Below are 20,169 nucleotides of genomic sequence, written 5' to 3' on the forward strand. Positions count from 1 at the left end.
GTATATATGAAGCCGGTTAAAGTAGGTTTATTAGGTCTTGGAACTGTAGGAACAGGCGTCGTTCGCATCGTGGAAGGCCATCAGGAGGATCTTGCAAGCCAAGTAGGCTCGCCGATCGTGATTGAAAAGGTGCTCGTGCAAAACAAAAACAAAGCACGCAATATCGCAATCGATCAGGATAAGCTCACGGAGGATCCTTGGGATATTATTAGACATCCCGACATCGACGTTATCGTTGAGGTTATGGGCGGTATCGGGCTCACGAAGGAATACATTCTAGAAGCGCTTGCGCTTGGCAAGCATGTTGTAACGGCGAACAAGGATTTGATGGCGCTGCATGGTCCGGAAATACTTGCAAAAGCACAGGAGAATCGCTGTGATATCATGTATGAGGCAAGCGTTGCCGGAGGCATTCCGATCATCCGTACGCTCGTTGAAGGTTTTTCTTCCGATCGGATAAACAAAATCATGGGTATCGTTAACGGTACAACAAACTTCATTCTGACAAAAATGAGCCAGGAGGGTGCATCCTATCTGGATGTGCTAAAGGAAGCTCAGGAGCTCGGCTATGCGGAATCCGATCCGACATCGGATGTCGAAGGTCTTGACGCAGCCCGGAAAATGACGATTCTTGCAACGATCGGTTTCCGCGCCAATGTAGCGCTGGAGGACGTGTCGGTTCAAGGCATATCTTCCGTTACGAAAGAGGATATCTTGTATGCAAAGCGTCTAGGCTACGAAGTGAAGCTGCTAGGTATCGCAGAGCGTCAGGATGATCTAATCAGCATTAGCGTACAGCCGACAATGGTTAAGCAATCTCATCCGATAGCGTCGGTAAACGGCGTGTTCAATGCGGTTTATGTATATGGCGAAGCGGTTGGCGAGACGATGTTCTACGGCGCCGGCGCCGGTGAACTTCCAACTGCAACTTCAATCGTGTCTGATTTGGTTGCTGTCGTGAAAAACCTGAAGCTAGGCGTTAACGGGATGCAAGGCAGCCTAGCCTATAAAGAGAAGAAGCTTAAGACAGATGATCAGATTTCGTCCAAGTATTTCTTGCTTTTGAAAGTAGCAGACCGCGCTGGCGTACTGGCACGGATTACACAGGTATTCGCTGATTTTGAAGTAAGCCTGGAGTCTGTGCTGCAGCAGCCGACCCCGTCTAATCCTGAGGCGGAAATTATCATTATTACTCATGACGCGAATAAAGCAGCTATTCAGAAAGTACTGGCTACTTTCGAATCGCTTGAAGTGGTTCATAAAGTGAAAAGCGTATACCGCGTAGAAGGGTAAGATCATGAATAATCGCAGAGTTATTGTAAGAGTACCGGCAAGCACGGCTAATTTGGGTCCTGGCTTCGATACGCTGGGAATGGCGCTCTCGCTGTATGCATGGATTGAGCTCCGGGTCAGTGAACAAACCGAATACCAATTCTATGGCGATCAAATGCGGGGTTTGCCGAAAGACAAGTCGAATTTAATCTACAAAGTGGCGCAGCTTGTATTCAAAGAAGCGGGCGTCCAAGTGCCTGAACTATCGATTTCGATGCACAGCGACATTCCGCTGACTCGCGGACTTGGCAGCAGCGCATCAGCGATTGTAGGAGCTCTCGTAGCGGCGAATGCGCTAATCGGTAGCCCATTGACGGACGATAAGCTGTTTCAGATGGCAACGGCTTTAGAAGGCCATCCTGACAATGTAGGCGCATCTATGTTCGGCGGTATCGTTGTCTCTGCTTGGGACGGGGAGCGCGCGGACTATATTCGCCTGGAGCCGGATCCACGGCTGAAGACGCTTGTAGCGATCCCGGCCTTCCAGCTGTCGACGGAGAAAGCGCGCCATGCGCTGCCGACGCAGCTATCGATGGCCGACGCGGTGTACAATGTCGGCCGCAGCTCTTTGCTTGTCGCCGCGCTTGCAAGCGGCGAGCTTGGCATGATCCGCCATGCGATGAAGGACAGGCTGCACCAGCCTTACCGTGCAGCATTGATTCCCGGCATGGCGACGATTCTGGAGCGCGCGGTTGAATATGGCGCGCTGGGCGCTGCGCTAAGCGGAGCTGGACCGACGCTGATTGCTTTTGTGGACGACAAGGCAGGGGATGCTGATGCATTGGAGCCGTTTCTGCTGGAGACACTCAAGCAGGAAGGCATTGAGGCTAGAACATTATGGCTAGCGCCTGCCGTTCTAGGCCCTCGAATTACGGTTGAGGATATATCGAAGCAGCCTGCGGTTCCTCTTCCTGAACGAATTAAAGGAGAAGTGTAGGTATGAAAACGATTGCGGTTTTACCTGCCGGCTCGGTATCGGATGAGGCGGCTAGATACTTTTTTGGCGGTGAGCAGATCGATTGGAAGTATCATAGGCTCATCTCGGATGTGTTTCTATCCACGGTTAATGGAATTAGTGAGTACAGCATTATTCCGATCGAGAATACGATAGAGGGTTCTGTGAGCTTACATATGGATTGGCTTGTGCATGAGGTCGATATTCCGATACAAGCAGAGTGGGTCTATCCATCCATCCAGAATTTAATTGGCCGTCAAGCCGAAGCGCAAGGCGCTGAGGGTGCTGTAGATTATTCAAAAATTACGAAGGTCATCAGCCATCCTGTTGCGATCGCGCAATGCTTGCAGTTTTTGCGAACCAATCTTCCTCACGCGGTGACGGAGCATGTCAGCAGTACGGCCGAGGGTGTTCGAATCGTGCAGAACAATCCGAATGCCGGCTGGGCGGCGATTGGCACCAAGACAGCTGCAGCGAATGAGAAGCTGGATGTTATCGCTAGCGAGATTACCGATCATGACAACAACTATACCCGGTTTTTGCTTGTTGGCTCGGAGCCTTACACGGCTAGGCAATCGGATAAATTCAAAACGAGCATATTGGTTACGCTGCCCGAGGATTACCCAGGTGCGCTTCATCAAGTGCTTGCAGCTTTTGCATGGCGCAAAATCAACTTATCCCGTATTGAGTCGCGTCCGACAAAGAAAAAGCTAGGCAATTATTATTTCTTTATCGATATCGACATGGCGCTCGACACGGTTCTGTTGCCGTCCGCACTGCAGGAAATTGAAGCAATCGGCTGTCAGGTTCGCGTGCTGGGAAGCTATCCAAGCTTTATTGAGTTCAAAAAATAGAACGTACGCATAATGGAGCATTAAACAGCAGCTAGCCGTGTTCACTCTTAGGAGTGATCTCGGCTTTTTTACTATTTTTTTTGTGAAAGTGGAGACACTCGCCCATATTCTGCATAGGATGTAAGGATTGATAATAGGCATAAGCAGTGCCATGTTATTCAGAACGTGACAGGAGGGTAACGGCGAGTGAAAATCCATATTGTAAAAAAGGGCGACAGCTTATACTCCATCGGCCAGAAGTATAATGTATCGCTCGAAGAGATTTTAAAGCTGAACCCGGGTATTACGAACCCGGACGTCATCGATGTAGGAATGAAGCTGAAAATACCATCAAGCCATACTGGCGGTTCAGGCGGCGGAATGGACATCATGCATCAGCATATCGTGAAGCAGGGGGATACCCTCTGGAAGCTGTCGAAGGCTTGGGGTGTGCCGCTTGCTGACATGATCAAAGCTAATCCGCAGCTTAAAAACCCGAATGTGCTGCTTACCGGTGAGGTTGTGAACATCCCTAAGGTGAGCGATCAGGGTCATGGTGGAACCGACGGGCATGGTGCCGGCCACGGCATGGGCCAAGGTACCGGCGGTGCAGGTTCTCTGCATCCCACATCGATTATGCAAAACGTGCAGGGCTGGGTAGGGAAGCTGTCTACAGCTCCGATAACTGGCAAAATACCTACCGGACCGATTGCGGGCAAAACGCCAACGGCGCCAATCGCGCCAGTGCCTGTTGCGCCAATAGCGCCATCCCCCGTTGCTCCCGTTCAGGAGAAGCCAGTGGCGCCTATCGTGAAGCCCGTGAAACCAGCTCCGCTGCCGGCGCCAAAAGCAGCTGCGGTTGAACCGGCTAAAAAAGCGCTTCCGATCCAAAAGCCTGTTGAGAAGAAGCTGCAGCCTATTCATTCGGAATATAAGCCTAATGTCGATTTATTTAAGCAGTATGGGATACCTGCTACCGAAGCGTTATCACTATACGATCTTCCCAAAGCGCCTGAAGCCGTATCTCCTGTCCAGCAACAGCCTGCATATGGCGGATATGGTTATGGCGGCCATTCCATGGCAATGCCGGCACAAACCGGGCATGGTTACGGCTATGGCGGCTGGCAGCAGCCGGTTCCCTTCGGAAGCACGGTAAGCCCGCTAGGGGATAGTAATGAAGTGCCGTTCGACTGTCCTCCAGGCACAGTATTTGTTGGCAGTTATCCGTCTCCTTCAACGATGCCGATGGCGGCAGGGCCTGGCTGGGGATATGGTTATCCTGGCGTAAATCCGCTCCAGCAGGATGCAAGCGAGAACAGCCAAATGGTGGCGGGAGCTTCGGCAATGCCGAACCAAGGAATGGTGTCGCCGCTTGCGATGCAGCCAAACCAAGGAATGGTGTCGCCGCTTGCGATGCAGCCGAACCAAGGAATGGTGTCGCCTCTTGCGATGCAGCCAAACCAAGGAATGGTGTCGCCGCTTGCAATGCAGCCAAACCAAGGAATGGTGTCGCCGCTAGCGATGCAGCCAAACCAAGGAATGGTGTCGCCGCTTGCAATGCATCCGAACCAAGGAATGGTGTCGCCGCATGCGATGCATCCGAACCAAGGCTTTATATCGCCATCAAATATGCAACCTGATTATGGTTATGGCTATGGCGGCCATGGCATGGTTATGCCGGCGCAAGCTCAGCATGATGGAGGGTACGGGTATGGATATGGCTATCCAGCCTATCCGCCATATCCAGGCTGGCCGCAAACGGCAGGTGCTAATGATGCCAATCAAGCGGATTGCGGATGCAAAGGTAACCGTTCGGATCAAAATGCGGCAAAGCAGGCAGAGCCCGAGCTTGATAAACCCGTGAAAATAGTCGTACAGCGGAAAAACACGAAGAAGGCGGTAATTAGGACAGTATCTTCACGACCTAATAAAACGAAAAATCGTGGAAATCAGCCGTGGCTTAATCGTTAATTCAAGGGGGATACCTCCAATGGTTGCCATCAACCATTGGGGGTTTTCTTGTTTTTTGTATATTTATCTATTACTGGCGCATACTATCAAAAAATATAATGAAGGGGTCTTCCCTATGATGGAATTCAGCCTTTGGAAAAACTTAAAAAGGCAGCTCAGAAGAAAACGCCGGCCGACATGGAGTTTAGGGGCAATCATCCCTTTCTTGCTGGCAGGCGGGCTTTTACTTGCCGAAGCTGAGCCTGTGCTGGCAGCGCCGGATATCTCCACAGAAGAAAGCATTATCCATAGGCTTGAGAACGAAAAGAGCCCGTATGCGGTGGAACTGCATCGCGTTTATGTATGCGGCGAGGAAACGAAGCCCCTCGGCCGAATGATGAGTAAGCAAGTTGCAAAGCTTTTGCTGGGTCACCCAGAGTGGAAGGCGGAGCTGGATGTATCGAATAGCTTGGTCCGTGTTGAGCAGCACATAGAGGATTTATCCGAGCATTGCAAGGCGAACGCGTATATGGGTGTGGACAAGCAGGGGAATTTGAATCTTTATGATGGGATCCCCAAAAAAGAAAAGGTTGTGCGCACCTTTTTTCAGCTGGATGTACGTTATATGGAGAGCAGCCTTCCGCAGGACAAGCTTGATCAGATTACTAAAGGTATCCGTATTAGTGATATCGAAGAGTATAACAGCGTGCTATCCACTTTTAGCGATTATGCCATCGAGCAAAACCAGAAGGTTATGCAACCCGCCTATTAGGCTAAGAACAGGAAGGAAAGAGAGGCTGCGCAGCGATGCGCGGCCTTATTTGTATGGGCTGAAAGCCGAAATATCAAACGCGCGTTCTCATTCCTCCTATCTTTTGCTATAATAGACGAAGCAACTTTCAGCGATTGCGCTGATTAGCAAGTTATTTGAGGAGATGGGCGTTTGCGCGTTCTTGGGATTGACCCTGGCTATGCCATAGTTGGATTCGGATTTATAGATAAGATCGGCCACAAGCTTACGCCTGTTCAATATGGCGCGATTCTGACGGAAGCTCATACCCCTGCCGAGCAGCGATTGCTGCAGGTGTATGAGTCCGCGGGCGCGTTGATGGATAAATATAAGCCGGATACCGTCGGCGTGGAGAAGCTGTTTTTTAACCGGAACGTAACCACTGCCTTTGATGTCGCACAGGCTAGGGGAGCGATTATCTTGGCTGCTGCCCAGCGGGGCCTCCCCATTGGCGAATATACGCCGCTTCAGGTGAAGCAGGCCGTTGTCGGATATGGCAAAGCAGAGAAGAAGCAAGTGCAGGAGATGGTCAAAATGTTTCTGAAGCTATCGGCAGTACCGAAGCCGGATGATGTGGCCGATGCTCTTGCCGTGGCCATTTGCCATGCGCATTCGTTCGTTCTGAATCAAAAAATAAGCGAGGTGAAGCGTTCGTGATTGATTTTTTAAGAGGCAATGTCGTTCATCTGGAAACCGAATATATCGTTCTGGATGTTCGAGACACCGGCTATCGCGTGTTTACACCGAATCCTTATGCTTTCGCAAAAAAGGAAGAACCCGTAACCGTATATATTCACCATAGTGTTCGCGAAGATGCGATCCTTTTGTTCGGCTTCGAGACTAGAGAAGAGCAGGCCCTATTCCGCAAGCTGCTTGAGGTATCGGGCATCGGTCCCCGCGTAGCGCTTGGCATTCTTTCAGGGGGAAGGCCGGACGCCGTTATTGCGGCCATTCAGCAGGAAAACATCGCTTTCCTTACGAAGCTTCCCGGCATTGGCAAAAAGACCGCACAGCGAATGATTCTGGATCTGAAAGACAAGCTGATCGGCGCAGGCTTGGACGGAGGCTTGCTTACGGCGGCAGGCATAGCGCTTGATCTTACTTCGAGCAGGCATTCCGGTCAAGGAGCTGGCACCGCTTGGCAGGAAGCCAGAGAGGGGCTTGCGGCTCTCGGCTATACGGCAGCAGAGTTGGATAAAGCATGGTTGGGCCTGCAGCATAGCGCAACGGCGGAGGAATCCGTTGATTCCTTAATGAAGCGGGCGCTTCAGCAGCTGTTCAAAGGGTAACGGAAGGAGATAAAGGCAAATGGATGATCGAATCATTTCCGCCAACCTGATGATGGAAGACCAGGCGGTTGAGCTCAGCCTGCGTCCACGCTATCTGGCCGAATATATCGGGCAATCGAAGGCAAAGGAAAATTTGAAGGTGTACATCGAAGCAGCGAAGCTGCGCAAGGAAGCGCTGGATCATGTCCTATTGTATGGGCCGCCGGGACTTGGCAAAACGACGCTATCGAATATTATTGCTAACGAGCTTGGCGTCAGTCTGCGAACGACATCCGGGCCCGCGATCGAACGGCCTGGCGATCTTGCTGCATTGCTGACGAATTTGCAGGAGGGCGACGTACTGTTTATTGACGAAATTCATCGCCTGCACCGGACGGTAGAGGAAGTCTTGTATCCGGCGATGGAAGACTTCGCTCTGGATATCATGATTGGGAAAGGGCCTAGCGCCCGCTCTGTAAGGCTGGATTTGCCGCCATTCACGCTTATCGGCGCGACAACTCGGGCAGGCTTGCTATCGGCACCGCTGCGAGACCGTTTCGGTGTCGTAAGCAGACTTGAGTTTTATACGATTGATGAATTGGCTTTTATTGTGGCGAGGACAGCTGAGATTCTGAATGTAAGCATAGTCGGGGAAGCTGCCGGGGAGATTGCCATGCGGTCGCGGGGGACACCCCGTATTGCGAATCGGCTTCTGAAACGCGTTCGAGACTTTGCACAGGTTCGCGGTGACGGTGTTATTACGCATGATTTAGCGAGATCCGCGCTAGAGCTGCTGCAGGTAGACCCAATGGGTCTAGATCTGATCGATTTCAAAATGCTCCAAGCCATGATGACGACGTTTGCCGGAAGACCGGTTGGCCTCGATACCATTGCGGCAACCATCGGGGAAGAAAGTCAAACGATTGAGGATGTCTACGAGCCCTATTTAATGCAGATTGGATTCCTACAGCGGACGCCTCGCGGGAGAATCGCGACAGACAGTGCCTATAGGCATTTGGGGCTTCCCATTCCGGGGAGGTAACAGGAATGGGAAGGAGACGCGGCTTGTACGCTGAGAAGCTCTATGTTATCTATGACGGGTATTGCAACCTATGCCTTGCTTCCGTAGCTAAGCTGAAGGAACTTCATTCAAAGGCAGACTTGCAATTCATACAAATTCAGAAATTGGAAGCAGCTGGAGGCTCGGACGAGCTATTGCCGCGAAGTCCGCAGCTTGATTTTGCAGCGTTATACGAGAAGATGCATGTAGTCGATGAACAAGGGAAGCTTTATGCTGGCGCAGACGGCGTTGTTAGGATACTAAGAACGGTAAAAGGTTTTGGCTGGCTGTCCGCCTTCTATCGCATTCCGGGCATGAGCCGCATTGCCGATCGCATGTACCGTTTTGTTGCGAACCGAAGATACGAATGGTTTGGCTCGACCGAGCAAAGCTGTTCCATTAACGGCTGTGAATTGCCGAAGAGCAGAGAGGAGAGAGACAAACATGGCAAATAAACGGTCATTCAAGCAATATTTGATGCTTGTAGTTGCAATTATGGTGCTTGCAACGACGTGGACGGGCTCTCCGTCACATGCGGCAGTACCGAAGCTGGATCAAATTCGCGTTGCTCTTTTCATGCAATTGCCTGGGAAATATGATGATACAACTGCTGCGGCAACCTTTTCTTCGCCTGCAGGCTTGAACATCGGTTCAAGACAGCCGGATGGCGTAAGCAGCTGGTTCAATGTGTCAGGCGGCACTAGCGTTAGATTTGCAGCAGACAGCTTTAAAGTTAAAGTGTATGAATCGACAACTTTCGCATCTGCCCTTGCGGTTCAGAAGAGGCTGCAAGCGTTAAAGGGCGCTGCTTTTCTCACTTCGCTATCCAAAAATGGCTCGATCGTTTATCAAGTCATAGAAGGTACATATAAGACGGCGGCAGAAGCAGCCGCTGCTCAAACCAAGTGGGCGGCCGACAGCGAGATCTCCAAGCTGGTTGGCGGGTATAAGGCCGTGCAGCAGGGTCCCTTGCATTTGGAGTCTGCTCCTCTTGCAGGTAAGGCGGAAGCGATAGCAGCTGCCAGCAGCTTTGGGGCGGTCGGTTTGGATGCTTATGTAGCTGTCCGCGACTCCCAAGCAGAAATGGCAAGCTATTCCGTTATGGTTGGCGCTGCAGTAACAGATGCAGAGCTGCAGATTGTGCAGGCTGCTGCATCCAAAGCGGCAGGAGGCGGCGCGCTGAAAACGGCAGATGCCAAGCTGCCCTATCTCATGCTTCGCAATGATCATACGCTTAGCGCGAAAGCTGAAAGCAGCTCAGAGCTATACATGTTTGCAGGGAGCGATACTAAAATAGCAATCTCTCCAGTCGGATCTGATCCGATCAAGCTAACGGAGCGAAGCAATCGCAGCTATCGCGGGCAATTCGAGCTTAGTATGATGAATGGGCGGATGGCGGTTATCAATGAATTGCCTTTTGAGCAATATCTATATTCCGTTGTCGGTGTAGAGATGTATCCTTCATGGCCAGCTGAGGCGCTTAAGGCACAGGCCGTTGCGGCGCGCTCTTACGCATTGAACAAAGGCTTTGGTTTCCAAATCGCTCATGTTGTGGATACCACGCTTAGCCAAGCCTATTACGGCACAGGCTCTGAGAAGCCGTCTACAATCGCAGCTGTCGATGATACGGCAGGCGAAGTGGCCATGCACGATGGGAAAGTTATTGAGGCATTGTTCGCAGCCAGCGGCGGCGGCATGACAGCAGATGCCAAGGAGATATGGGGCAATGCCGTACCTTATTTGATGCCGGTGAAAAGCCCGGACACATCCAGCGAAACAGGCTTGCACAGCTGGTACCGCGTTGTTCTTCCCAGCGGGGAAATCGGATATGTGCGTGATGATTTGTTAGATGAGACTGGTCAAACGACGGCGGCCGGAAGTCCAATTATGCAGGTGAATACGAATGGGACAAAGGTTCGCAAGCATCCGCAGATTCAAGATACGATTCCAGTTGTGGCAACGGCAGACAGCGGAACGAAAGTTATCGTGCTGGAGAAAAAAGTGGAGTCTAATTCTATGTCTTGGGTGAGAGGCCCTTATACGCCCCAAGAGATGCTGACCGTTATAAATGCCAAAGTGAAAACGCCGATATCGGGTCCTCTGCGTACGCTGGAAGTTAGTCAAAAGGGTGCTTCTGGCCGTGCAACCGAGATTACAGCCAATGGCCAAAAGCTAACGGTGAGCTATCCGGATATGCTCCGCAGCACGCTAGGGGTACAAGGCTCGCTGCCAAGCACATTGTTTCAAATCGAAGAAACGGCGAAGGTTGCTTTGCTAGGTTCGGGATCAGCAACAAGAACGAAGCTGGGCGACTCGGCTCCCGTTTACATGATCAGTGCCGGCGGCAAGGTAACAGAGGCCAGCCAGTCCAATTTATTTATCATGGATGGCAGCAAGCATTTGCGCGCTGCTACCAAAGAGCCGTCATTCCGTTTCATCGGTACCGGTAACGGGCATGGCGTTGGCTTATCGCAGTATGGCGCGCTAAGCCTTGCCCAGCAAGGGTATGACTATCAATATATTTTGAAATACTACTACAAAGATGTAACCATCGCTAAGGAATGATTGAATCGATATGAACGTAGAATGGTTTGACTTTGAATTGCCGGAAAACCTTATAGCCCAAACCCCATTGCTTGATCGCACAGCATCTAGGCTGCTGGCACTCAATAAGCAGACGGGCGAAATAACGCATAACAGCTTTACAGATTTGGAACAGTACGTTGGAGCCGGGGATGTGCTTGTCCTCAATGATACGAGAGTGATTCCTGCGCGGCTGACTGGCGTGAAGAGCGATACGGGCGCCAAGATCGAACTGCTGCTTCTGAAGCAGCTTGAGGGGGACAGCTGGGAGGCGCTTGGCAAGCCTGCCAAACGCCTCAAGGTTGGCACCGCTCTCTCCTTTGGCGATGACGGGCAAGGCAATCCTTTGCTGCGGGCCGTTATTGAGAAGGAAGGCGAGATGGGCGGAAGAACGATTCGCTTCGAATACGAGGGAATCTTTCAGGAGCTGCTGGATCGATTGGGAGAGATGCCGCTGCCGCCTTACATCAAGGAGAGGCTTGAGGAGCGCGAGCGTTATCAGACCGTTTACTCCAAACACGCAGGCTCTGCTGCCGCGCCGACAGCCGGACTACATTTCACGGATGCATTTCTTGACAAGCTTCAAGCAAAAGGCGTCAAGCTCGCGTATGTGACCCTCCATGTTGGCCTTGGAACCTTTCGTCCGATGTCGGTGGACTTGGTAGAGGATCACGAGATGCATTCGGAATATTATGAGCTGAATGAACAGAATGCAGCCATAATAAATGAAGCCAAACGGAGCGGTGCCCGTATTATTGCAGTGGGCACAACTTCGTCTAGAACACTGGAGACGGTAGCGGTCCGGTTCGAAGGGAATCCAATTGAGGCTTGCAGCGGCTGGACATCGATTTTTATTTTTCCAGGCTACGAGTTTAAGCTCGTTAATGCGTTACTGACTAATTTTCATTTGCCGAAGTCTACGCTGGTCATGCTCGTAAGTGCACTGGCTGGACGTGATGAGGTTATGCATGCCTATAGAGAAGCGATTGTGCAACAATATCGGTTCTTTAGCTTCGGTGATGCAATGTTTATTTACTAACTAGGAATAGGAAGCGTGAATCGTGGCTGTAAAATATGAGTTAATCAAACAATGCAAACAATCGGGAGCGCGCCTTGGTCGCGTGCATACTCCGCACGGCGTGATCGAGACGCCAACCTTTATGCCGGTAGGCACGCAGGCTACGGTCAAAACGATGAGTCCGGAAGAACTGAAAACGATGGATGCCCAAATTATATTGAGCAATACGTACCATCTGTTTCTAAGACCAGGACATGAAACGGTAAGGAATGCAGGGGGCCTGCACAAGTTCATGAACTGGGATCGCCCGATCCTGACAGACAGCGGAGGCTTTCAAGTTTTCAGCCTAAGCGAAATGCGTAAAATTACGGAAGAAGGCGTCCATTTCCGCTCCCATCTCAACGGCGACAAAAAGTTTCTATCGCCTGAGGTTGCGATGGAAATCCAAAATGCGCTAGGCTCGGATATTATGATGGCTTTCGACGAATGTCCGCCATTCCCAGCCGAACATGAATATGTGAAGAAATCGTTGGAGCGTACGACAAGATGGGCAGAACGCTGTCTTCAAGCCCATGCAAGACCAGAGGATCAAGGACTATTTGCCATTGTGCAAGGCGGAATGTACAAGGATCTTCGCATTCAGAGCGCAAATGATTTGACTTCCATGGATTTCCCGGGGTATGCTATTGGTGGACTGAGCGTAGGCGAGCCTAAGCATTTGATGTACGATGTGCTCGATTATACAGTACCCATTTTACCTGCGAATAAACCTCGTTATCTTATGGGAGTGGGATCACCGGATGCATTGATTGAAGGTGCTATCCGCGGTATTGATATGTTTGATTGCGTACTGCCGACTCGGATTGCCCGTAATGGGACAACCATGACAAGTCAAGGCAGGCTCGTTATTCGCAACGCGAAATATGCGGAGGATTTCAGCCCTCTGGACCCTGAATGCTCCTGCTATACGTGTACGAATTATTCGAGAGCGTACATACGGCATCTCATCAAAGCCGATGAGATATTTGGCATGAGGCTTACGACTTACCACAATTTGCATTTCTTGCTTCAACTCATGCGGGACGTTCGGCAAGCGATTATGGATGACCGGCTGCTTGATTTCCGGGATTCCTTCTTCACAAGCTACGGCCTGTTCGATAATGAGAAAGGATTTTGAAAGGGGGGATTTCGATGTGGCTAGCAGCAGATGCAGGTCAAAGTAACATTTTAGGAATGATTTGGCCGTTTGTACTTATGTTCGCGGTGTTTTATTTCTTGCTTATTCGTCCGCAGCAGAAGAAACAGAAACAACGTTCTTCGATGCTCAACCAATTGAAAAAAGGCGATAAAATTTCAACAATTGGTGGTTTGCACGGAACGGTCGTCGAGCTTAGCGATGACACAGTTGTACTTCGTGTAAACGATACAACTAAAATGACATTCGAGCGCAGTGCAATCAACACAATCATCAACTCTGCACCATCAGCAACGGTTGATTTGGAAAAATAATAAAAAGAAGCTGACATGCATGCATGTCAGCTTCTTTTTATTTTTTCATATTGACGCCGATCATTCCGCCGAAAGCACCAGCGAGAAGAGAAGCTCCAAGCAGCATTGCGCTGTGCAGGGAGAGTGAGGCGTCCGAGGCTAAGAAGCTGATGATAATGACGATTGCTCCGTAAATTAAACCAAGCAATCCGCCGTTGTACCATCCTTTGTTCTCGGATCGTTTCCCGGAAGTAAAACCCCCGGCAAGTGAAGCGAAGCCATGAACCAGAAGGGCATTCATAGCCAGGCTGCTTTCTTTCATGTCCGTGAAATGTAAAAGCAAGGATAGCAGTAAGGCGCCAGCGGCCAGCCAAATAATAGAAAATAAAACTCCAGCAAGAAGCGGTGATGCAATTAAAGGCGGTTTAACAGCTTGTTTTACCGAGCTCATCAAATTCCCCCCAGCGATTGGTACGTATTACTTATCCATATGGTCAAGCTAACCGGATTAGTACAACTACTTGCATGTCTTGCCATATATTCGTATAAGCGGGCAGAGTATGAGGTTATGCGCCGCAGGTGAGAATACCTTTACGCACAAAGGGGCTGACTGCAGCTCAAATGACAAGTCGAGGAGGAGGTTTCCGCTTGGAATTCTGGAGCCTGTTAATCCGGACGGTGATTATTTATTTCGTTGTGTTTCTGATTATGCGCTTTATGGGAAAGCGGGAGATCGGAAAGTTGTCTGTATTCGATTTGGTCATTTCCGTAATGATTGCAGAGATTGCGGTAATTGTCATTGAGGATATGGAGCGTTCCATGTGGAGCGGCATAATGCCTATGATTGTTTTGCTGCTCATTCAAGTTGGAAGTGCGTTTATAACGATGAAAAGTCGTAAACTAAGGCTCTTGTTCGACGGAAAGCCTAGTGTCATTATCGACAAGGGAAAATTAAATAGCGATGTAATGCGAAAGCAGCGTTACAATTTGGATGATTTAATGCTTCAATTGCGGGAAAACAAAATCAGCGCGGTGTCGGACGTGGAATTCGCAATACTGGAAACGAGTGGAAAGCTTTCTGTCATACCGAAAGAGGATTCGAACGATTCTGTAGGTGACGAAGGCAGAGGCCAAGATGATCATATAAACTTGGGTGGGGATAATCTTAAAACCTATAGCCAATCCAAAATAATACCGTCCAAATATCGATTCGAAATTTTGCCGGTACCGCTCATTATGGACGGCAAGGTACAGGACGAGAATTTGGAAAAGCTTGAAAAGACGAGATTTTGGCTTAAGAATGTGCTGCAGGAAAAAGGGGTTACCGATTTTAAGGATGTATTTTTCTGCACCATTGACCACAAAGGAAAGCTGTTTGTTGATACGCATGACAAGAAACGGCGATAATGAGAGGGCGATCCCTCTTTTTATCGCCGTTTCTATTGCTTATTTATTTAAACCAATTCCCGAACAGCGGAATGCGTACCATATCATGACGATCGATAATTTTCATGATAACCATCAATAATAAATAAATAACTGCGCTTGCCGCACAGGCAAGCAGCAGATTAACCCATTCTGCCGGCAACGGCTGCTGGTTCATTGTAAACTGGGCTGCTGCTCCCATAATGACCATCGCCGCCCCCACTTTGACAAAGTCGAGCACCTTCATGTGGAAGCCGATGAATTTCAATACGCTTATCGCATGCAAAAGGGTAACGAGGACAATATTCACGTTAATGGCAATAAGCGCGCCGTATATGCCGTATTCGGGATCGGAGGCCAGCTGAACGATGAGAAACAGCTTCACGATGGCGCCGATTAAAGTATTGATCAAAGCGGTACCTGGCTTGTTCAGTGCTTGAAGCGCTGCTTGCAGCGGCGCCTGCAGATAGATGAAAATGCCAACGATAGCAATGAGCTGAAGCATAGGAGCAATATCGGCATGGTTGTAGAGCATGCGGCAGATAGGCTCGGCGAACAAAAACATAATGACTACGAATGGGGCACCAGATACAAGAGCGAGCCGCATGGACTGATGCAATCTTTTATGAATTAAGGCATGATCGCCTCGTGCTGCAGCCTCGGACAAAGAGGGTACAAGCGATACCGCCAGCGAGTAAGTCAAGGCGGTCGGCAGCAGCAGCAAAGGTACGATCATACCCTGCAGCGCTCCGTATTGAGCGGTAGCGAGCCCGGTAGCTATTCCGGCAGCTGCTAGGCTTCGTGCGGTAAGGATGGATTCAAGCAAATAAGAGAAAGAACCAATTAGACGGCTCCCGGTGACAGGAATGGATAAGCTAAGCAGTCTGCGCAATACGGGTATGTTCTTTTCTGATTTTGCTTGACCGGGTTTTTTAACGGTTTGTTTCGTTGAGGGACGGTCCCGGTAATATTTCCAAAGCAGGACGGCCAAACCGCCGATTTCCCCAATTACTGCGCCTAGCATTGCACCGGCGGAAGCCCATTCCAGACCATAGGGCAGGAACAAAAAGGCAAAGGTTAGCGATGCGATTATGCGTATCAGCGTTTCGACGATTTGCGAGACCGCTGTCGGGATCATATTTTGTTTTCCTTGGAAGTAACCGCGATAAACTGAGGATAATCCTATGATCATCAGCATAGGCGTCATCACCAAAAAGGTTTGATAAACGCGTGCATCAGGCAGGATATGCGTCGTAATCCATTTGGCGCCTAGCAGCATGACTCCGGTCATGATAACGCCAAGCAAGGCGACTAACCCCATCGCGGTTCGGAAAATATACTTCACGCGCGCCGAATCTCCTTGCGATTCGGCTTCGGCAATCCATTTGGCAACGGCCAGCGGGATACCTCCTGTAATAATGGTGAGCATCACCGTAAGAAAGGGGTAGCTTAACTGGTATAAGCCGACGCCTTCCGCGCCCATGATCCGAGGAAGAGCGATTCTTGGCACGAAACCGAGCAACCGGTTAATGATGCCAGCGGCAAGCAAAATCATAGCGCCTTTGATGAATGTTTGTTTGGTTGCGTTTTTATGCTTCGTCATACTGGATTACCCTCTTCTCTATTGTGGAATAGCTGATCTGCTCCTGCCTGAGCAATCAGACGAAGCTTTAAGACAGGCTTTTACTATCATCTTTATGCTCGGCATGTCCGATTCCATGTCACTCAATTTGCAGATTGCAGAAGACGGTGCAGGAATTCGGATGTGCAACAGCGAATAGTTGGATTAGAAAAGTTAAAGTGGCTGAAACAGACTAAGCGTTTTGTGTATAGGCATGGGTCGGACAAGGTGTGCTGCTTATCTTGCTATACGAACGATGGTTGATGTCACAAGGCTTTAGGAGGCGCAGCATGGCAGACGAAGAATTAAATCGTGTGATTGAAGAGCTATGCATAAGCAAAGCGGAAGAATTTCATCTTATAGGGTACGAGCATGTTACGGGTCAAGAGGTATGGGAGTGTGTCAGCGAGAAATACAAGAAGACGGGACACCCGGAGCTTCACGAATTGGTTAACGACATTCTATCTCTGAAAGTGATGAAATTTATGAATTTCATGACCATTAGCGCATACAAGGGAACCCAGTTCTGATCAACTGGGTTTCTTTTTTTTTGACTCGATTTTGCCTCGTCTGTATAATAGGAATATTGAGATCATAAGGGGGATTTAGACGTATGTTCGGGAAGAGAATTATTGCCTTCCTTGCGATCGTAGTCATTATGTTTGGCGTTATCGCTTGGACAAGCCCATCGCTAGTGAAAGACGTAAGGCTAGGCCTTGATTTAAAAGGCGGTTTCGAGGTTTTGTACGAAGCATCGCCTCTTGAAGGCGGAGAGGCTGTAACGCCGGAATCTTTGAAAGAAACAGCAAGAAGCTTGGAGAAAAGGATCGATGAGCTCGGAATTGTTGAGCCAGAGATTACGACAGAAGGCACGAACCGGATTCGGTTGCGTTTGGCTGGCGTGGAGGATGAGAATGAAGTACGCGAGATTCTCGCTAAACCAATCAATCTGACATTCCGCGGCCCAGACGGCAAAATTGAACTAGACGGCAGTGATTTCAAGCCAAACGGCGCAGGTATCGGCTATGATAACCTAAGCAAGCCGTTTGTTACCATTGAGCTTAAGGACAGCAAAAAGTTTGAAGAGATTACAACACGTTTGACAGGCCAATATCTGGCAATTTATCTCGATGATAAAGAATTGTCTAAACCCTCTGTTAATTTTCCCATCTCTGGTGGTTCCGCTCAGATATCGGGAAATTATACAGTAGATGAAGCCAATGAATTGGCTGATATGATCAACCTAGGCGCGCTTCCGCTCAAGCTGACTGAAAAGTATACCCAAAGCGTAGGCGCTAAGCTCGGTCTTGCTTCCTTAAAGGATACCGTTGAGGCGGGCATTATTGGTACGGTTATCATATTGGTATTCCTGCTTATTCTGTTCCGTATTCCTGGCGTTGTAGCAGGAATCACGGTCATTACTTATACTTGGCTTTTGCTCGTTGTATTCAATTTAATGAACGCTACGTTAACGCTGCCTGGTATCGCCGCCTTCGTGCTGGGGATCGGAATGGCTGTCGATGCCAATATCATTATGTACGAGAGGATCAAGGAAGAAATCCGCAGCGGCAAAAGCTTGCTATCCTCGCTTAAAGCGGGCTCGAAAAACTCGTTCCGTACCATTATGGATGCGAATATCACAAATATCATCTCAAGCGCGGTCCTTTATTTCATCGGAAATGGTGCCATTCGCGGCTTTGCATTAACGATGATCTTCAGTATTCTTGTCAGCATGCTGACGAATATTTTCTTGTCCCGGTTTTTGATCATGCTGCTTATCAAGAGCAATCTATTTACAAAACCAAGCTATTATGGTGTGAAGGAGGCAGAAATCCGTGAACTTTAATACAAAGATTCGTTACGATTTTATTGGGAACCGCAACAAGTTCTTTCTGTTCTCAATCACGTTGACTATAGTAGGGATCTTGTCGTTGCTTTTCTTTAGCCTGAATTTCGGTGTCGATTTCAAGGCGGGAACAAACATGGATATATTGGTAGGCAAGGCGGCTAATCAGCAGGATGCCAAAGAGATTCTGGTAAAAGCTGGAATTGAAGGCATTACGCCTACTGTAGGCGGTACGGATAGCGATCGCGTTTCTGCCCGTTTCGATGAGGTTCTTACACAAGCCAAGATTGTTGAAATTCAAGAAGGCTTTAAAGCCAAATACGGCGATCAGGTTTCTTCAGAGGTTAACGTCGTGTCTCCAGACATGGCGCAGGAACTCGGCATTAAGACAATCTGGGCGATTCTGATCGCGAGTGTCGCCATTATGATTTATGTTATGATTCGATTCGAATGGCGTTTTGCTCTTGCAGCAAATATCGCAATTTTGTATGACGCGTTTGTGGTGGTTGCTCTATTCTCTATCTTCCGACTTGAGGTAGACCTTCCGTTCATTGCGGCCGTTCTTACGACAATAGGGTATTCCATTAATGATAAGATCGTTATATTTGACCGTATTCGGGAGAACCTGCGGTTCGGACAATACAAAAACCGTGAGCAGCTTTCTGAAATGGTAAACGCAAGTATTTGGCAAACGATGGCGAGAAATGTTTACACGGTTTTGGCCGTTCTCGTCGTTGCCGTTTGTTTGTTTATCTTCGGAAGCGAGTCCATCAAGCTGTTCGCGCTAGCAAAAATTATCGGCCTTACCAGCGGTGCATATTCATCGATTTGTATTGCAAGCCCGCTCTGGCTTCTGCTCAAAGGCAAACAAAAACCGAAAGCAGTCGCTAAGACAACGGCTTAATTCTAAGTTCGCACATGCTCACGAAGCAGATTTTGCATTCGCAAAATCTAAGCATATGCTCACGAAGCAGATTTTGCATTCGCAAAATCTAAGCATATGCTCACGAAGCAGATTTTGCATTCGCAAAATCTTTTAGGAGGTAAAAATGTCAACCACACAGCGATATGCAAAAGCAGAGTCCGCAAGCTGGGCCGGCTTATGGGGAAACATGCTGCTGGCTCTATTTAAAGGCGTGATAGGTTGGTTGTCAGGTAGCAAGGCGTTGCTTGCAGATGCATTCCGGTCGGCTGCCGAGGTAGCAGCGGGCATTGCCGCAATATCCGGATTGCGAACAAGCAGACAGCAGAAGCTGGTTCAGTCTAATTCCACGGCGGAAACAGAAAATGTAAGAGGAGAGGCGGCGACAACCATTCTGTTGTCAGTCGTCCTTCTCATCATAGGGCTCGAGATTGGCATTTCGGCAATTCGCGATATTGCTGACGGCGTGCCGTCAGCGCCTCATTGGAGCGCAACTGCAGCGATCGTCATTTCATTAATCGTACAGCAGCTTTTCTCCCCGGAAAAGGATCGGATGATGGGGCTTTATTGCTCCTCGGCGGCCTTGCTTGGGGCTAGCGGCGCGATTATTGGGAAACTGCTCTCGGTCCCTGCCCTTTATTATTTTGATCCGGCCGCAGCGATTGTTATTGCGGTTATTGTTGTCATGAACGGTTATAGGATGGCGACCGTATTTATCCGCAAGGATAGCGAATCAACATCGTTGGACGAGAATCCGGATGAGCTTATGCAGCTGGTACAGCGGGTGGAAGGCGTAATTACGGTGCAGTCCATGAGGGCGAAGGAACATGGCCATTACGTTATAGCCGATATGGTTATAAGCGTTAATCCGCGCATATCGGTGCTTGAAGGCCAAGAAATTGCGAAAAGAGTAAAGCAGCTTGTCATGAAACGTTTTATTCATGTAACGGACGTATCGATTTATGTTGAGCCTTATGATCCTGGTTATCCATACAAGTCCAATCATGATCCGAATCAGGAGCAGATGCCGACACTGCTGCAATAAGCAAAACCAAACAGCAGAGGAGGGGAAAGCAGC

The 20,169-nt window shown here is 49.3% G+C and carries 20 protein-coding genes; 18 read left to right on the plus strand and 2 right to left on the minus strand.

The annotated features are described in order from the left end of the window. Nucleotides 1-6: 6 nt before the first annotated feature. From FHS16_RS01120 to yajC, 13 genes are all read left to right on the plus strand, one after another. A complete protein-coding gene (locus FHS16_RS01120; RefSeq protein WP_183557696.1) occupies nt 7-1,293 on the plus strand; it encodes a homoserine dehydrogenase in 1,287 nt (428 codons plus the stop codon). Nucleotides 1,294-1,297: 4 nt separating this feature from the next. Beyond that, nucleotides 1,298-2,269, plus strand: coding sequence for a homoserine kinase (thrB, locus tag FHS16_RS01125; protein WP_183557699.1), 972 nt, complete (start codon nt 1,298-1,300; stop codon nt 2,267-2,269). A gap of 2 nt (nt 2,270-2,271) precedes the next feature. Then, nucleotides 2,272-3,141: a prephenate dehydratase gene (gene pheA, locus FHS16_RS01130; RefSeq protein WP_183557702.1), complete on the plus strand. Its 870-nt coding sequence runs from the start codon at nt 2,272-2,274 to the stop codon at nt 3,139-3,141. 186 nt (nt 3,142-3,327) lie between these two features. Then, nucleotides 3,328-5,091, plus strand: a complete 1,764-nt coding sequence (locus tag FHS16_RS32175; RefSeq protein WP_221226225.1) for a LysM peptidoglycan-binding domain-containing protein — start codon at nt 3,328-3,330, stop codon at nt 5,089-5,091. Nucleotides 5,092-5,206: 115 nt separating this feature from the next. After that, the gene (locus FHS16_RS01145) at nt 5,207-5,842 is read left to right on the plus strand and encodes a BofC C-terminal domain-containing protein (protein WP_183557705.1); all 636 of its coding nucleotides are present in this window, start codon (nt 5,207-5,209) and stop codon (nt 5,840-5,842) included. Between the two features lie 171 nt (nt 5,843-6,013). Next, nucleotides 6,014-6,517, plus strand: coding sequence for a crossover junction endodeoxyribonuclease RuvC (gene ruvC / locus FHS16_RS01150; protein WP_183557708.1), 504 nt, complete (start codon nt 6,014-6,016; stop codon nt 6,515-6,517). Beyond that, nucleotides 6,514-7,149 (plus strand): Holliday junction branch migration protein RuvA, encoded by a 636-nt coding sequence (gene ruvA, locus FHS16_RS01155; RefSeq protein WP_183557711.1) that lies wholly within the window; start codon nt 6,514-6,516, stop codon nt 7,147-7,149. Before ruvC ends, ruvA begins: the two co-directional genes overlap by 4 nt. A gap of 19 nt (nt 7,150-7,168) precedes the next feature. Beyond that, entirely contained in the window at nt 7,169-8,170 is a 1,002-nt protein-coding gene (ruvB, locus tag FHS16_RS01160; protein WP_183557714.1) for a Holliday junction branch migration DNA helicase RuvB, read from the plus strand. 5 nt (nt 8,171-8,175) lie between these two features. Then, a complete protein-coding gene (locus FHS16_RS01165) occupies nt 8,176-8,643 on the plus strand; it encodes a thiol-disulfide oxidoreductase DCC family protein (protein ID WP_183557717.1) in 468 nt (155 codons plus the stop codon). After that, nucleotides 8,633-10,753, plus strand: coding sequence for a SpoIID/LytB domain-containing protein (locus FHS16_RS01170; protein WP_183557720.1), 2,121 nt, complete (start codon nt 8,633-8,635; stop codon nt 10,751-10,753). The genes FHS16_RS01165 and FHS16_RS01170 overlap by 11 nt, the downstream gene beginning before the upstream one ends. A 10-nt stretch (nt 10,754-10,763) precedes the next feature. Continuing rightward, complete coding sequence (queA, locus tag FHS16_RS01175) at nt 10,764-11,810, plus strand: tRNA preQ1(34) S-adenosylmethionine ribosyltransferase-isomerase QueA (protein WP_183557723.1); 1,047 nt, start codon at nt 10,764-10,766, stop codon at nt 11,808-11,810. A 22-nt stretch (nt 11,811-11,832) separates the two neighbouring features. Further along, the gene (tgt, locus tag FHS16_RS01180) at nt 11,833-12,966 is read left to right on the plus strand and encodes a tRNA guanosine(34) transglycosylase Tgt (protein WP_183557726.1); all 1,134 of its coding nucleotides are present in this window, start codon (nt 11,833-11,835) and stop codon (nt 12,964-12,966) included. A 14-nt stretch (nt 12,967-12,980) separates the two neighbouring features. After that, nucleotides 12,981-13,298 (plus strand): preprotein translocase subunit YajC, encoded by a 318-nt coding sequence (yajC, locus tag FHS16_RS01185; protein WP_183557729.1) that lies wholly within the window; start codon nt 12,981-12,983, stop codon nt 13,296-13,298. A 37-nt stretch (nt 13,299-13,335) separates the two neighbouring features. On the opposite strand, the gene FHS16_RS01190 is transcribed toward yajC, so the two are convergent. Continuing rightward, complete coding sequence (locus tag FHS16_RS01190) at nt 13,336-13,728, minus strand: TIGR04086 family membrane protein (RefSeq protein ID WP_183557733.1); 393 nt, start codon at nt 13,726-13,728, stop codon at nt 13,336-13,338. A gap of 170 nt (nt 13,729-13,898) precedes the next feature. On the opposite strand from FHS16_RS01190, the gene FHS16_RS01195 reads away from it, so the two are divergent. Next, nucleotides 13,899-14,684, plus strand: coding sequence for a YetF domain-containing protein (locus tag FHS16_RS01195; RefSeq protein WP_183557736.1), 786 nt, complete (start codon nt 13,899-13,901; stop codon nt 14,682-14,684). 43 nt (nt 14,685-14,727) lie between these two features. On the opposite strand, the gene spoVB is transcribed toward FHS16_RS01195, so the two are convergent. Next, nucleotides 14,728-16,305, minus strand: coding sequence for a stage V sporulation protein B (spoVB, locus tag FHS16_RS01200; protein ID WP_183557739.1), 1,578 nt, complete (start codon nt 16,303-16,305; stop codon nt 14,728-14,730). Nucleotides 16,306-16,613: 308 nt separating this feature from the next. On the opposite strand from spoVB, the gene FHS16_RS01205 reads away from it, so the two are divergent. From FHS16_RS01205 to FHS16_RS01220, 4 genes are all read left to right on the plus strand, one after another. Continuing rightward, nucleotides 16,614-16,853 carry a post-transcriptional regulator gene (locus tag FHS16_RS01205; protein ID WP_183557742.1) on the plus strand — a complete coding sequence of 80 codons (240 nt, stop codon included), beginning with the start codon at nt 16,614-16,616 and terminating at the stop codon, nt 16,851-16,853. An 83-nt stretch (nt 16,854-16,936) separates the two neighbouring features. Further along, nucleotides 16,937-18,169 carry a protein translocase subunit SecD gene (secD, locus tag FHS16_RS01210; RefSeq protein WP_183557745.1) on the plus strand — a complete coding sequence of 411 codons (1,233 nt, stop codon included), beginning with the start codon at nt 16,937-16,939 and terminating at the stop codon, nt 18,167-18,169. Continuing rightward, complete coding sequence (gene secF / locus FHS16_RS01215; protein ID WP_183557748.1) at nt 18,159-19,073, plus strand: protein translocase subunit SecF; 915 nt, start codon at nt 18,159-18,161, stop codon at nt 19,071-19,073. The genes secD and secF overlap by 11 nt, the downstream gene beginning before the upstream one ends. 145 nt (nt 19,074-19,218) lie before the next feature. After that, the gene (locus FHS16_RS01220) at nt 19,219-20,136 is read left to right on the plus strand and encodes a cation diffusion facilitator family transporter (protein WP_183557751.1); all 918 of its coding nucleotides are present in this window, start codon (nt 19,219-19,221) and stop codon (nt 20,134-20,136) included. Nucleotides 20,137-20,169 lie beyond the last annotated feature (33 nt).

It is taken from the genome of Paenibacillus endophyticus (genome assembly GCF_014192395.1).
GTDB classification, from domain to species: Bacteria; Bacillota; Bacilli; order Paenibacillales; family Paenibacillaceae; genus Pristimantibacillus; species Pristimantibacillus endophyticus.